At 37.2% G+C, this 14,009-nt stretch carries 13 protein-coding genes; 10 read left to right on the forward strand and 3 right to left on the reverse strand.

The window, feature by feature from the left end; translation table 11 throughout:
* Window positions 1-5: 5 nt before the first annotated feature.
* Window positions 6-1,013 (reverse strand): DHH family phosphoesterase, encoded by a 1,008-nt coding sequence (locus ACQ5J2_RS08235; protein WP_432669930.1) that lies wholly within the window; start codon window positions 1,011-1,013, stop codon window positions 6-8.
* Window positions 1,014-1,082: 69 nt separating this feature from the next.
* On the reverse strand, window positions 1,083-2,333 hold the full coding sequence (locus ACQ5J2_RS08240; protein ID WP_432669931.1) for a voltage-gated chloride channel family protein: 1,251 nt from the start codon (window positions 2,331-2,333) through the stop codon (window positions 1,083-1,085).
* Between the two features lie 307 nt (window positions 2,334-2,640).
* On the opposite strand from ACQ5J2_RS08240, the gene ACQ5J2_RS08245 reads away from it, so the two are divergent.
* From ACQ5J2_RS08245 to priA, 8 genes are all read left to right on the forward strand, one after another.
* Window positions 2,641-3,024, forward strand: a complete 384-nt coding sequence (locus ACQ5J2_RS08245; protein ID WP_432669932.1) for an HU family DNA-binding protein — start codon at window positions 2,641-2,643, stop codon at window positions 3,022-3,024.
* A gap of 205 nt (window positions 3,025-3,229) precedes the next feature.
* The gene (locus ACQ5J2_RS08250) at window positions 3,230-4,618 is read left to right on the forward strand and encodes a T9SS type A sorting domain-containing protein (protein WP_432669933.1); all 1,389 of its coding nucleotides are present in this window, start codon (window positions 3,230-3,232) and stop codon (window positions 4,616-4,618) included.
* Between the two features lie 71 nt (window positions 4,619-4,689).
* Window positions 4,690-6,078, forward strand: a complete 1,389-nt coding sequence (locus ACQ5J2_RS08255; protein WP_432669934.1) for a T9SS type A sorting domain-containing protein — start codon at window positions 4,690-4,692, stop codon at window positions 6,076-6,078.
* Between the two features lie 71 nt (window positions 6,079-6,149).
* Window positions 6,150-7,541, forward strand: coding sequence for a T9SS type A sorting domain-containing protein (locus ACQ5J2_RS08260; protein WP_432669935.1), 1,392 nt, complete (start codon window positions 6,150-6,152; stop codon window positions 7,539-7,541).
* Window positions 7,542-7,653: 112 nt separating this feature from the next.
* Window positions 7,654-8,511, forward strand: coding sequence for a carboxylating nicotinate-nucleotide diphosphorylase (gene nadC / locus ACQ5J2_RS08265; protein ID WP_432669936.1), 858 nt, complete (start codon window positions 7,654-7,656; stop codon window positions 8,509-8,511).
* Window positions 8,512-9,438 carry a YihY/virulence factor BrkB family protein gene (locus tag ACQ5J2_RS08270; protein WP_432669937.1) on the forward strand — a complete coding sequence of 309 codons (927 nt, stop codon included), beginning with the start codon at window positions 8,512-8,514 and terminating at the stop codon, window positions 9,436-9,438.
* Between the two features lie 82 nt (window positions 9,439-9,520).
* The gene (locus tag ACQ5J2_RS08275; RefSeq protein WP_432669938.1) at window positions 9,521-9,949 is read left to right on the forward strand and encodes a DUF2147 domain-containing protein; all 429 of its coding nucleotides are present in this window, start codon (window positions 9,521-9,523) and stop codon (window positions 9,947-9,949) included.
* Between the two features lie 37 nt (window positions 9,950-9,986).
* The gene (gene priA, locus ACQ5J2_RS08280) at window positions 9,987-12,440 is read left to right on the forward strand and encodes a replication restart helicase PriA (protein ID WP_432669939.1); all 2,454 of its coding nucleotides are present in this window, start codon (window positions 9,987-9,989) and stop codon (window positions 12,438-12,440) included.
* Here the strand turns inward: priA and ACQ5J2_RS08285 are convergent.
* Window positions 12,437-13,132 (reverse strand): LytR/AlgR family response regulator transcription factor, encoded by a 696-nt coding sequence (locus ACQ5J2_RS08285; protein WP_432669940.1) that lies wholly within the window; start codon window positions 13,130-13,132, stop codon window positions 12,437-12,439. The two genes, priA and ACQ5J2_RS08285, sit on opposite strands and share 4 nt — an antisense overlap.
* 171 nt (window positions 13,133-13,303) lie before the next feature.
* Between ACQ5J2_RS08285 and rpsF the strand changes: the two genes are divergently transcribed.
* The gene (gene rpsF / locus ACQ5J2_RS08290) at window positions 13,304-13,645 is read left to right on the forward strand and encodes a 30S ribosomal protein S6 (protein WP_432669941.1); all 342 of its coding nucleotides are present in this window, start codon (window positions 13,304-13,306) and stop codon (window positions 13,643-13,645) included.
* A gap of 5 nt (window positions 13,646-13,650) precedes the next feature.
* Entirely contained in the window at window positions 13,651-13,947 is a 297-nt protein-coding gene (gene rpsR, locus ACQ5J2_RS08295; RefSeq protein ID WP_026709514.1) for a 30S ribosomal protein S18, read from the forward strand.
* The last annotated feature ends 62 nt before the right edge of the window (window positions 13,948-14,009 follow it).

Here is a 14,009-nt window from a genome sequence, read left to right on the forward strand (position 1 = left end):
AGTTATTAGTTTATAGTAGTTTTGGTCAAAATTTCTTCAAATTTAGCCACGGTGTCGTTCATTGAAAGATACGATTTTCCACCTGCTGCATTAATATGTCCTCCTCCGGCAAAGTGGGTTCGAGCAAATTGATTCACATCAAAATCACCCTGCGAACGAAACGATATTTTAATGATATTTTCGTCTCGATGTTCTATAAAAATAGCGGTAAAGACGATTCCTTTAATGGATAATCCGTAATTTACAATGCCTTCTGTATCGCCTTTTACGTAATTGTTTTGGTCGAGTTCTTTTTGCGAAAGCGTGATATAAGAGGTTTTCTTGTCGTACAAAATTTTCATATTCTGCAAGGCTTGTCCCAATAATCGCAACCTGTCGTACGAATTGTTGTCAAATAAATTATTATGAACCGCACCATTTTCGATACCGATATCTATCAAATCTGCTACAACCCGATGCGTGGTACTTGATGTGGATGGAAAACGAAAGGAACCTGAATCAGTGACGATTCCTGTATAAATACAAGTAGCAATTGTTTTATCAATTGAGTTCTTGTAGCCTAGGTCCACAATAAAATGAAACAACATTTCGCAAGTCGAACCATATTTCGGGTCCGAAAACCTATATTTTGCATAATCGTCTGGTTTTTGATGATGATCGATCATTATAATTGGAGCAGTTATCTTTTTCAAAACATGTTCCATTTCACCCGTTCGATGTAAGGCATTGAAATCTAAGGTAAAAACCAAATCAGCATCTAAGATAATTTGAGCTGTTTTTTCTTTCTCTTTTTCGTAAATCAGCACGTTATCCGATGCAGGAAGCCAAGCTAAAAAGTCAGGAAATTCATTTGGAGCAATAACAATGGGCTGGTGACTTAGTTTCTTTAAAAAATGATACAGCCCTAAAGTAGAACCCATTGCATCTCCGTCTGGACTTCGATGTGGAATAATTACAACCTTTTTTGGAGTCGATAGCAATTCTTTGATTGCCTGAATGTCTTCGTCTTTCATAGAGTGCGAAAATACATTTTTTTGTTTAATCTTTTGGAGGTCTTATGCTTAAATTGCACTTTTACTGCGTTAAAGATTTTTTAAATTTCTTTTTGTGAGCAAATGATACAAAATATGCTTCGGTCCTTTGACCACTTGCGATTCATAAATCCCTAAATATCCCGAAAAAAAGTAGGCTACAAAACAGGCAATCCCCACGTAAATTCCGCTTTGCCAACCAAATAATTCAATACCCATAATGGTACAAGCTATTGGCGTGTGCGTCGCTCCCGAAAAAACAGCAACAAAACCCATTGCAGCAAGTAAAGAAACAGGTAAAGGAACGAAAATGGACAAAGCACTTCCTAAAGTGGCACCGATAAAAAACAAGGGTGTGACTTCGCCCCCTTTAAAACCTGTCCCTAAAATAAATGCCGTGGCAATTAGTTTTAACAAAAAAACATCGCCTTCTTGGGCATATTGAAATGATTCCAAAATCGTAGGAATTCCCAAACCCAAATACTTTGTAGCACCTGTAAAATAGATAACTAGTGCGAAAATTAAGCCTCCTAAAAACGGACGGAGTGGAGGAAACGAAATTAATTCTTTCGCTTTTTGCGTAAAATAATGAACGCTGGTTGAAAACATTCGTGCGGTTAAGCCAAATACGATTCCAGCAAAAATCAGCCAAGGAATTATTTGCAAGTGTAATTCTGGAATATAGGGTTTTGGATACTGTGTGTGTGGAATTTGAAAAAATTCAACCGTATAATAGGCAATAAATGCCGTTAAAAAGGACGGAATAATGCTTTTTATACTGACTCTACTAAAATATAAAACTTCAATTGCGAAAATGGCTCCAGTTAAAGGTGTACCAAAAACGGATGCGAATCCACCGCTGATTCCTATTATGAGAATCATTCTTCGTTCTGTTTCCGTCAATTTGAAAATGCCTGTAAATTGGTCGGCAATGGCCGTACTCATTTGCACCGCCGTTCCCTCTCGACCTGCCGAACCACCAAAGAGATGCGTCAAAATAGTTCCGATATACACCATTGGGGCCATTTTTAAAGGAATGGTTTGTTGTGGATTTTCGTATTCTTCGAGTATGAGATTGTTTCCTTTTGAAACTTCTTTGCCATAAAAATGATAGAGATAACCGATGGCTAATCCTGCAATAGGAAGTAAAAATACCATCCATAAATGCGTGTTTCTAAAATCAGTTGCTAAATTTAACGTATACAAGAACAACGCAGAACTGGCTCCTGCCAAAATGCCTACAAGGACGCAAATAAGCATCCATTTCAATATAAGTAGTAGAAAATTGATTGTTGATTTCAAGACTAACGACGCTTCTGATTTTATTTTGCTAAAATAAACTAAATTTATCTTTTCCGATTGAATATGTGATTAGAAATTAAAGTAGCCAAGCCCTGCTTTATTGTTACTATTGCACTTTTTTAAAACAAAATGAGTTGCTTTTAATCCGGAATGCACTGCACGATGATTTACTCATGACTAGGATTTTACTTACCCGTGGGTAATGATGTACTTACCCATGGGGAAATGAGAAATTACACGCGGGTATTTTGTAAAGTAATCCGTTTTATTAGTATCTTTATGCGTATTTACTCTTAAATCTGATAGTATGTCCATAAAGCTAAGACCTGTAGCCAAAAAAATGCCCCATAGTGAAGCCGATGAATTTCAGTATGCACTGCAAGTAATTTGTAAAGGCGAAACGGATTTAGAACAATTAGCCGAAGAAATTTCGCAAGCATCTAGCTTAACAGCTGCTGATTGTTACGGGGTCTTGCATAGTTTTGTATATCATGTAGGTAAAGCGTTGCAACGGGGCGATATTGTTCGACTTGACCCTATGGGAAGTTTTCAAATTAAAATTCACGGAAGTGCGGCAAACGCACCAGAAGCCCTAACTCCCAAGAATATTAAAAAAGCCAATGTGGCCTTCCGACCCGGTAAAAAGTGGAAAAAAATGCTAAGCGAGTTAAAATGGGAAATGGAAAAGTAATGCGGCAAAAAATTGTATGGTTGAGAATGTGCTTTTTTCTGTTTTAAAGCAGTGTTTGCTTAGAAGTGATTGCTGCATAGGGCACTATGTGCATTATTTAGTCAAAAAAGTAAGAATATTGAAAAAAAAGAATAACTTTAGAAATCTTTTTATCGTGTATAAAGGAAGTTTTTTTTAATAAATATAACTTATTAAATTTTTAAGTATGAAAAAATTATTACTTATTTCTTTATTATTTGTTGCCACTTTTACAAACGCCCAATGTTGGGAATCGGTATCGGTAGGTGAAGGACACGTATTAGGTATTAAGCCTGACGGTACTTTATGGTCTTGGGGAAATAATAATATGGGACAATTAGGCAATGGCACGGACTCTATAAGCCCGGAACCTGAACAAGTAGGTACGGCTACCACTTGGGCAACAGTACATAGCGGTGTTATCCATTGTTTTGGTATTAAGGATGATGGCACGCTCTGGGCTTGGGGCAGTAATGAAAAAGGCAAATTAGGCGTAGGTACTTTCACTTTAGAGATGAGTGCCAATCCCCTGCAAGTAGGTATTAGTACTTGGAAAATGGTGAGTACTGGAATTAATTTCACAATTGGTATTCGAGCCAACGGCACCCTTTGGGGTTGGGGCGAAAACCAATACGGCACGGTGGGTAATGGTAGCAGTGTTAATCAGGCGGCACCTGTGTTGATAGATGCAAGTACCAACTGGAAGATGACTAGCTCCAGTACCTTTAGAACACTCGCTATTAAAGAAGACGGTACTTTGTGGGGCTGGGGTTCCAACAGTTCCAATAGGTTGGGGTTCTCTGTCGGAACACCTGCTAGTTACATGAATGTTGTAGCTGTACCCACCCAAATAGGTACAGCTACCGATTGGAAAAGTGTAGCATCCGGTTTTGGTCATACCATCGCTTTGAAAAATGACAATACTTTATGGATTTGGGGGGACGGTAATCACGGGCAATTGGGTAATAACTCAACTACTACTTTTATTCCTTATCCTTTGCAATTGGGTACTGCGACAGACTGGGCAAATATTGAATCGCGATATAGTAGTTGTCTAGCTATTAAAACAGACGGTACTTTATGGGTCTGGGGTTTGAATAACAACGGAACATTAGGTAATGGTACTCAAACCAATCTATTAGTACCTACACAAATTACAACGCAAAGCGATTGGATGAGTATATCAACGAATTACGGAGCAACGGCTGCACTCAAAACCGATGGTTCGTTGTACACTTGGGGGAATAATTTATTTTATCAAATTGGTGATATCACTGTAGATACGGAAACAGTGGTAGTTACGCCGTTGCTTATTAATACTTGTAACTTAGGAACAGAAGATTTCAATCAAAAGGGCGTAAAACTATATCCTAACCCTGTACAAAATCGGTTGTTTGTTGCTACTGAAGAAACACAATCTTATCAAATCTATTCTGTTTTAGGAGTGAAAATTAGTGAAGGAACGCTTTCTGTGGGAAGTGGGATTGATTGTAGTGGATTGACTAGTGGGGTTTATTTGTTAAACTTGATTAATGGATTGAGGAATGTTTCTACGATTAAGTTTGTGAAAGAATAAATTTAGAAACTCTTTTCTCTGTAAAAAGAGGGAAGGTTTTTTTAATATAATAACCTACTAAATTATAAAACATGAAAAAAATCTTACTTATTACATTATTATTTATTGCCACTTTTACAAACGCCCAATGTTGGGAATCGGTATCAGTTGGCGAAGGACACGTGTTAGGTATTAAGCCGGACGGTACTTTATGGTCCTGGGGGTATAACAACTGGGGACAACTGGGAAATGGAACGAACTTTATAAGCCCTGTTCCTGAACAAGTAGGTACTGCAACCAATTGGACAACAGTACACAGTGGTGGTGCCCATTGTTTTGGCATTAAAGATGATGGGACGCTCTGGGCTTGGGGCAGTAATGAAAAAGGCAAATTAGGCATAGGTACTTTCACTTTAGAGATGAGTGCCAATCCCGTGCAAGTGGGTACTAGTACTTGGAAAATGGTGAGTACTGGAATTAATTTCACTATTGGTATTCGAGCCAACGGCACCCTTTGGGGTTGGGGCGAAAACCAAGACGGTACCGTCGGTGATGGTAGTACTATTGACCGATCTGCACCTGTATTGATTAATGCTAGTACTAACTGGAAGATGACCAGCTCCAGTAGCTTTAGGACACTCGCTGTAAAAGAAGACGGCACTTTGTGGGGCTGGGGTTCTAATGATGGAAATAGGCTGGGATTCTCTGTTGGAACACCTGCTAGTTACATGAATGTTGTAGCTGTACCCACCCAAATAGGTACAGCTAACGATTGGAAAAGTGTAGCATCTGGTTTTGCTCATACTATCGCTTTGAAAAACGACAATACATTATGGACTTGGGGGACTGGGAACGAAGGTCAGTTAGGTAATAATTCGACCACTATTTCTATTCCCTATCCTTTGCAACTGGGTACTGCCACAGATTGGGCATTTATTGAAACAGAGTTCAGCAGTTGCTTTGCGATCAAAACCGACGGTACATTATGGGCGTGGGGATTAAACACATCGGGAACATTGGGTAATGGTACTCAAACCAATGTGCTGGTGCCTACTCAAATTACAACTGAGAATAATTGGTTGAGTTTATCCTCAAGTAATAATGTAACCGCAGCACTCAAAACTGATGGTTCGTTGTACACTTGGGGCTATAATTTTTTTTATCAAATAGGCGATATTACTGTAGATACGGAAACAGTAGTAGTAACTCCGTTGCTAATTAATACTTGTAACTTAGGAACAGAGGTTTTCAATCAAAAGAGCGTAAAACTATATCCTAACCCTGTACAAAATCGGTTGTATGTTGCTAGTGAAGAAACACAGCAATATCAAATCTATTCTATATTAGGAACGAAAATTAGTGAAGGAACACTTACTGTGGGAAATAGTATTGATTGTAGTGGAGTGTCTGGTGGGGTTTATTTGTTAAACTTGATTGATGAGATGGGGAATGTTTCTACGGTTAAATTTGTAAAAGAATAACTTTAGAAACCCTTTTCTCCTTAAAAAGAGGAAAGGTTTTTTTAATATAATAACCTACTAAATTATAAAACATGAAAAAAATCTTACTTATTACATTATTATTTATTGCCACTTTTACAAACGCCCAATGTTGGGAATCGGTATCAGTTGGCGAAGGTCACGCATTAGGCATTAAGTCGGACGGTACTTTATGGTCCTGGGGATATAACAATATGGGGCAATTGGGCAATGGAACGGTAGGCTGGATTAGTCCCTTTCCAGAACAAGTAGGTGCCGACACTAATTGGGCAAAAGTACATAGTGGCCTTATCCATTGTTTTGGTATTAAGGATGATGGCACGCTCTGGGCTTGGGGCAGTAATGAAAAAGGCAAATTAGGCATAGGTACTTTCACTTTGGCGATGAGTGCCACTCCCCTTCAGGTGGGTACTAGTACATGGAAAATGGTGAGTAGTGGGACTAATTTCACTATTGGTATTCGTGCCAACGGCACCCTTTGGGGTTGGGGCGAAAACCAAAGCGGCACGGTAGGAGATGGTAGCAGTATTGACCGGGCGGCCCCTGTACTGATTGATGCAAGTACCAACTGGAAGATGACTAGCTCTAGTACCTTTAGAACACTCGCTATTAAAGAAGACGGCACTTTGTGGGGCTGGGGTTCCAACAGTTCCAATAGATTGGGGTTCTCTGTCGGAACACCTGCTAGTTACATGAATGTTGTAACTGTACCCACACAAATAGGTGCAGCTACCGATTGGAAAAGTGTAGCATCTGGTTTTGCTCATACTATCGCTTTGAAAAACAACAATACTTTATGGACTTGGGGAACTGGGAACGAAGGTCAGTTAGGTAATAATTCGACCACTACTTCTATTCCCTATCCTTTGCAACTGGGTACTGCCACAGATTGGGCATTTATAGAAACAGAGTTCAGCAGTTGCTTTGCCATTAAAGCAGACGCGACATTATGGATTTGGGGATTGAATACATCAGGTACATTAGGTAATGGTAATCAAACTAACGTTTTAAATCCCACTCAAATTACAACTGAGAATAATTGGTTGAGTTTATCCTCAAGTAATAATGCAACCGCAGCACTCAAAACTGATGGTTCTTTGTACACTTGGGGAGATAATCTTGCATATCAAATAGGCGATATTACTGTAGATACGGAAACAGTGGTCGTAAGTCCGTTGCTAATTAATACTTGTAACTTAGGAACAGAGGTTTTCAATCAAAAGAGCGTAAAACTATATCCTAACCCTGTACAAAATCGGTTGTATGTTGCTAGTGAAGAAACACAATCTTATCAAATCTATTCTATTTTAGGTACTAAAATTAGTGAAGGAACACTTGTGGTGGGAGGTGGTATTGATTGTAGCGGGTTGACTAGAGGGGTATATTTGATAGCGTTAACAAATGGTTCAGGACAATCATCTACGTTAAAATTCGTGAAGCAGTAAATTTATCCTGTCCTATCTCCCTCTCCTTCGGAGAGGGTTGGGGAGAGGATTTCTGCAACAAAATTCTTTTCTTTCGCTGATTTTTGTATTTTAGCCTATCAATTCAAAAGCAATGATTTCAGATATACAATTCCAAAAAGAGTTACACCTTATAATAGAGAATGCCATTCGCGAAGATGTGGGTCCAGGAGACTACAGTTCGTTGGCTTGTATTCCAGAAACAGCAACAGGAAAAGCGAAGCTGTTGGTCAAAGAAGACGGAATAATCGCTGGAGTAGCATTTGCAAAGATGATTTTCAATTACGTCGATCCTAATTTACAAGTTGAAACTTTTATCCAAGACGGAACCCATGTAAAATATGGCGACATCGTTTTTCATGTCGAAGGAAGTTCACAATCCATCTTAAAAGCCGAACGTTTGGTGCTCAATTCCATGCAACGAATGAGTGCGATTGCGACTAAAACCAATCAGTATGTTCAATTACTGGAAGGAACAAATACAAATGTGCTCGACACCCGAAAAACAACGCCTGGTTTTCGTGCTCCTGAAAAATGGGCAGTGAAAATTGGCGGAGGCGTCAACCACCGTTTTGCATTGTACGATATGGTCATGCTAAAAGACAATCACAATGATTTTGCCGGCGGAATAACAAAAGCCATTGCCAAAACCCAAGCCTATTTAAAAGACAATAATTTAGATTTAAAGATTATCGTTGAAGCCAGAAACCTCGATGAAATTCGTGAAATTCTTCAATCCAAAGGTATTCACCGAATTTTGATAGATAATTTCAACTTTGAAGATACTAAAACCGCAGTTTCCTTAATTGGTGACCAATGTCAGACAGAATCCTCAGGAAATATCAATGAAAAAACCATCCGAGAATATGCACTTTGTGGCGTAGATTATATTTCATCAGGCGCTTTGACCCATTCGGTTTATAACATGGATTTAAGTTTAAAAGCGATATAAATGTCAGCTGAAATCGAACATAAAATAGAGAAAATTCCAGTAATTCGGAATATGATGCACGGTACCAAAAGAGTCAAGTTGCCTTGGCTCGAAGGTTTGTCGCTCTACGATTTACTCGAAATCTACATTGTTGGAATTGTCGAAGGAGCCATTACCTATCGAGCTGGAGCGATTGCTTTTAGCTTTTTTATGGCACTATTTCCCTTTGCATTATTCATTTTAAACCTTATTCCTTATATTCCTATCGATGGCTTTCAGCAAGATTTTCTAAAGTTTTTAGAAGAAAGTGTACCGCCAAATACCTATGAAGCGATTGCATCCATTATCAACGATATTATCAATAACAGTTACAACGGGTTATTATCAACAGGTTTCCTACTTTCCATTTTTTTAATGGCAAATGGACTCAACGCCATTCTCGGAGGGTTCGAAAGTTCGCATCACGTAATTATGAAAAGAGGATTTTTAAGGCAGTACCTTGTGGCACTAGGAATGTCAGTGGTTTTGTCTGTTTTATTACTTGTAACAGTTGCAACTACCGTAGTTTTTGAAGTTTTTATCCAAAGTATAAAACTTGAAAATGTATTCAACAACTCCATTCATTTCATCGAAATCGGTCGTTATGGATTCTTAATGCTGATGATTTTAGTTACAAGTTCCATCTTACTAAAGTTCGGAACAAAAGAAACAAAAACCAGTCCTTTTATCTCTATCGGCTCCGTGTTTACAACCGTTTTGATTATTATTTCTTCGTATTTTTTCGGAATCTGGGTTGTTAAATTTTCGCAATACAACGAACTTTATGGCTCAATTGGGACACTTTTGATTATGATGTTTTATATTTGGTTAAATTGCATGATACTTTTGCTCGGTTTTGAACTCAATACATCCATCAATCGACTCAGAAGACGCAATTTGTTTAAATAATTTTTTAGAAGCTATTTCCGGCTGTACGTTTCTCCCGATAGCTATCGGGATCCACTGCCATCCGGGCTAAAAATTCACGTATATGAAAACATTCTTTTTAGTACTATTAACTATCGTTTTTTCAACAACACCTGCTCAAAAAAATTCTGTATTAGGAAAATGGAAATCCATTGACGACGATACAGGAAAAGAAATGGGTACCGTTTTGATTTATGAAGAAAACGGCAAGATTTATGGAAAAGTTATTGAAATAACCAAGGCAGAAGACCGTGATAAACTCTGTAATAATTGTGCAGGCGAAGACAAAAATAAACCTATTTTAGGATTAACCGTAATTCGCGGGCTTTCAAAAGACGGTCACGAATACAGCGGCGGAAAAATTCTGGACCCCAAACACGGGAAATATTACAAATGCTACATCAATCTTGAAAATCCAGATAAACTCAAAGTCCGAGGTTACATTGGAATATCCTTATTTGGACGAACTCAATATTGGCATCGCGTAAAATAGTTTCGCATATAAAAATCCTTCAACACTTTTCAACGCCATGTATTTCATCGAAGTTGTTTTACCACTTTCTTTAGCGCAAACCTTTACTTATCAGGTAAACGAAGCTGAATTTCATTTTATAAAACCCGGGTTTAGAGTGGCGGTTCCTTTCGGTAAAAGTAAAATTTACACCGCCTTGGTGCTCGACGTTCACCAGAATAAACCCGAAAAATACGACGCAAAAGAAATTCATCAAATTCTAGATGAATCTCCAATTGTTACGCAAACACAAATCAAACATTGGCTTTGGATTGCCTCCTACTATATGTGTGCCATCGGTGACGTGTACCGTTCTGCAATTCCATCGGCACTTTTGCTGGAAAGTGAAACGGTTATTAGTCAGAAAAATAACGATTTCGTTCTAGAATCTACACTTACTAATGATGAATTTTTAGTGTATCAAGCTTTACAACAACAATCTTCGTTAAAAATTCAGGAAATCGTTGGGATTTTGAATAAGAAAAATGTCTTGCCTGTCATCAAACAATTAATTGAAAAAAATATATTGATTGTTGAGGAGGAAGTCAACGAAAGTTACAAACCCAAACTCATTAAATATGTTCGCTTAAATCCAGTATATAATTCAAGTGACGGATTAAATGAACTGCTTCAATTGTTGAAAAATGCTCAAAAACAACGAGAAATTGTAATGAGTTATTTTCAGTTAATGGCTTCAGAAAAAAGCAAACCGATTTCCGTCAAACAATTGACGGATAAAAGTGGCGCCACAACAGCTGTGGTAAAAGCATTGGTTGATAAAGAAATTTTTGAAGAATATGTGTTGCAACACGACCGCGTTTCTTTCGAAGGGAATTACAGACGGAATGAATTGGTTTTAAGTAACGCACAAAATAAAGCATTGACCGAAATTCAAGAAAGTTTTACGACCCAAGAAGTAACCCTTTTACATGGAGTAACTTCTAGTGGCAAAACAGAAATTTACATCAAACTTATTGAAGATTTTTTGTTGCAAGAAAAACAAGTGTTGTATTTATTACCTGAAATTGCTTTAACGACTCAATTAGTTACAAGATTGACGGCTCATTTTGGTAACAAAGTCGCTGTTTTTCATTCCAAATACAATAATAATGAAAGGGTAGAAGTGTGGTTGCAATCTTTATCAAAATCGGAGAAGGCCCAAATAATTATTGGAGCTCGTTCGGCTTTGTTTTTGCCGTTTAACGATTTAGGATTGATTATTATCGACGAAGAACACGAACAAACATTCAAGCAATCCGATCCGGCTCCTCGTTATCACGCTAGAGATTCGGCAATTGTTTTGGCTCATTTTCATCAAGCAAAAGTCTTGTTAGGTTCTGCAACGCCAAGTATCGAAACCTATTTTAATACCCAAAATAAAAAATACGGACTCGTAGAATTGACGGAACGATTTTCAAAAGTACAGTTGCCAGAAGTTGAATTAGTGGATTTAAAAGACAAGTATTTTCGCAAGCAAATGCAAGGTCATTTTAGCGATACACTTGTAAATAGCATTTCTGAAGCGTTGGCTTTAGGTGAACAAATTATTTTATTTCAAAACCGTCGGGGCTATTCGCCTATATTGGAATGTTTGACGTGTGGTCATGTTCCGCAATGTCCCCAATGCGATGTGAGTTTGACCTATCACAAGCATAAAAACCAACTTCGATGCCATTATTGCGGCTTTTCAATGGCAAAACCAACGAATTGTCAAGCGTGCTCCAGTGTTGATTTGACTACAAAAGGTTTCGGAACCGAACAAATTCAGCAGGAAGTACAAGCGCTTTTTCCTTCCATAAAAGTAGGTAGAATGGACCAAGATACCACGCGAGGAAAGTTTGGTTTTGAAAAGATTATCGATAGTTTTAAAAATCGTGAAGTCGATATTTTAGTGGGGACCCAAATGCTTGCAAAAGGGTTGGATTTTGATAACGTGAGTTTGGTGGGTGTTTTAAACGCTGATAATATGCTGTATCATCCTGATTTTCGCGCTTTTGAACGTAGTTTTCAAATGTTGACACAAGTTTCAGGAAGAGCTGGACGTTCTGCGAAAAGAGGGAAAGTAATTATTCAAACGTACAATCCCAATCACAATACGATTCAACAAGTCACTAATAATGATTACTTCGGTATGTATCGGGAACAATTGTACGACCGAAAAATTTATTTTTATCCTCCTTATTATAGGTTAATCAAAATTACATTGAAGCATCGGGACTTTGACAAATTAAAAGAAGGTTCCATGTGGTTGTATCAAGTGATAAAACAAAATTTAGACATTCCTGTTTTGGGTCCTGAAGAACCAGGAGTCAGTCGCATTCGGAATGAATACTTGAGAGTGATTTTAATAAAGATTCCGCAAAAAGAAAATTTGGGATTGATAAAAGGAAAAATTTCAAAAATGCTTACTAGTTTTGAAGCTGTAGCCTCTTATCGTTCGATTAAGACAATTGTAAATGTGGATTTTTATTAAACTTCTTCAATCGCTTTTTTAAGTTCATCTTTTTTGGTACGACTTAACGGAATTTTAGTAGTTCCAATTTCGATAAATTTGCTGTTGAATTTGTCTATCTTATTCAAATTTATAATATACGATTTGTGCACACGAATGAATTTTTCTTGTGGCAAATCATTTTCAAAAGATTTCATTGTTGAGAGAACCAGATGATTATCGTCGTCGGTAATCACTTTCACATAGTCGCCATAAGCTTCAATGTATTTAATTCGAGAGGTAAACACCTTTAATTTCTTGAGATTGCTTTTGATGAAAATATGTTCGTTATTTTCCATGGGTGCTTCAATCAGCAAAAGCTGTTTGTTGAGTGCTTTTTTCACGGAAGTGTCAAAACGTATGGAATTAATCGGTTTCTGAATATAATCAGTTGCTTCGTAGTCAAAAGCTTTCACTGCATATTCAGGTTTGGAAGTAATAAAAATAACTTGCGGCTTTACTTTTAAAGTGTCGAGAAAGTCAAATCCATTCAAGATTGGCATTTCAACGTCTAGAAAAAGTAAATCGACTGTATTATAGGAAAGGAAATTTTTTGTTTCAACTGCATTGGAAAACTCACCTACTAATTTCAAGTTTTGATGGTTGGTTACCAATTTGTTAACAATCATTCTCTGTATAGAACTATCGTCTACAATTACACAACTCAGTTTCATAGGGGGCTATAGATTCGGTTTTAAGTGAATAAAAGTAACTTTTTTTTTATTACTAAACAATTTTACAACGTAAATTTTGACCGTTTGTCGAATAAAGTAAAAGTATAGTTGTAGAATTAAAATATTTAATTACTTTTGCACCCAATTTTATAACAAATAAAATATACAATTATGAATCATTATGAGACTGTTTTCATCTTGAATCCCGTTTTATCTGACACACAGGTAAAGGAAACAGTAAGCAAATTCGAAGATTTTCTTACGAGTAGAGGAGCAGAGATGGTATCTAAAGAAGACTGGGGCCTGAAAAAAATGGCTTACGAAATTCAACACAAAAAAAGTGGTTTTTACCATTTATTGGAGTACAAAGTATCAGGAGAAGTCTTGATTGCTTTTGAAACTGAATTTAGACGTGATGAGAGAATCATGCGTTTCTTGACTGTAAGTCTTGACAAACACGCAATCTCTTGGGCGGAAAGAAGAAGAGCAAAAATTAAAGCATCTAAAGCGTAATTACTATGGCAACTTTACAACAATCAGCTTCAGGAAAAAAAGACGGAGATATCAGATATTTGACGCCTTTAAATATAGAAACAAACAAACAAAAGAAATATTGTCGTTTCAAAAAATCAGGTATTAAATATATCGATTATAAAGACGCAGATTTCTTATTGAAATTCGTAAACGAACAAGGAAAAATTCTTCCTCGTCGTTTAACAGGTACTTCTTTGAAATTCCAAAGAAAAGTTTCTGTAGCGGTAAAAAGAGCACGTCACTTGGCTTTAATGCCTTACGTAGCCGATTTACTTAAATAATAAATACTAATTAAGTTGTTGGTTTTCTGAAATATGAAACCTAACTTCTATAAAAAAGGACA

The organism is Flavobacterium sp. SM2513, from assembly GCF_050908145.1.
GTDB lineage: Bacteria > Bacteroidota > Bacteroidia > Flavobacteriales > Flavobacteriaceae > Flavobacterium.

What these genes read in the sequence shown, in the direction of transcription:
- ACQ5J2_RS08285 (WP_432669940.1), bottom strand. Translation starts at nt 13,132, where the DNA reads ATGAAACTGAGTTGTGTAATTGTAGACGATAGTTCTATACAGAGAATG.
- rpsR (WP_026709514.1), top strand. Translation starts at nt 13,651, where the DNA reads ATGGCAACTTTACAACAATCAGCTTCAGGAAAAAAAGACGGAGATATC.
- nadC (WP_432669936.1), top strand. Translation starts at nt 7,654, where the DNA reads ATGATTTCAGATATACAATTCCAAAAAGAGTTACACCTTATAATAGAG.
- priA (WP_432669939.1), top strand. Translation starts at nt 9,987, where the DNA reads ATGTATTTCATCGAAGTTGTTTTACCACTTTCTTTAGCGCAAACCTTT.
- ACQ5J2_RS08255 (WP_432669934.1), top strand. Translation starts at nt 4,690, where the DNA reads ATGAAAAAAATCTTACTTATTACATTATTATTTATTGCCACTTTTACA.
- ACQ5J2_RS08260 (WP_432669935.1), top strand. Translation starts at nt 6,150, where the DNA reads ATGAAAAAAATCTTACTTATTACATTATTATTTATTGCCACTTTTACA.
- ACQ5J2_RS08245 (WP_432669932.1), top strand. Translation starts at nt 2,641, where the DNA reads ATGTCCATAAAGCTAAGACCTGTAGCCAAAAAAATGCCCCATAGTGAA.
- ACQ5J2_RS08275 (WP_432669938.1), top strand. Translation starts at nt 9,521, where the DNA reads ATGAAAACATTCTTTTTAGTACTATTAACTATCGTTTTTTCAACAACA.
- ACQ5J2_RS08250 (WP_432669933.1), top strand. Translation starts at nt 3,230, where the DNA reads ATGAAAAAATTATTACTTATTTCTTTATTATTTGTTGCCACTTTTACA.
- ACQ5J2_RS08235 (WP_432669930.1), bottom strand. Translation starts at nt 1,013, where the DNA reads ATGAAAGACGAAGACATTCAGGCAATCAAAGAATTGCTATCGACTCCA.
- rpsF (WP_432669941.1), top strand. Translation starts at nt 13,304, where the DNA reads ATGAATCATTATGAGACTGTTTTCATCTTGAATCCCGTTTTATCTGAC.
- ACQ5J2_RS08270 (WP_432669937.1), top strand. Translation starts at nt 8,512, where the DNA reads ATGTCAGCTGAAATCGAACATAAAATAGAGAAAATTCCAGTAATTCGG.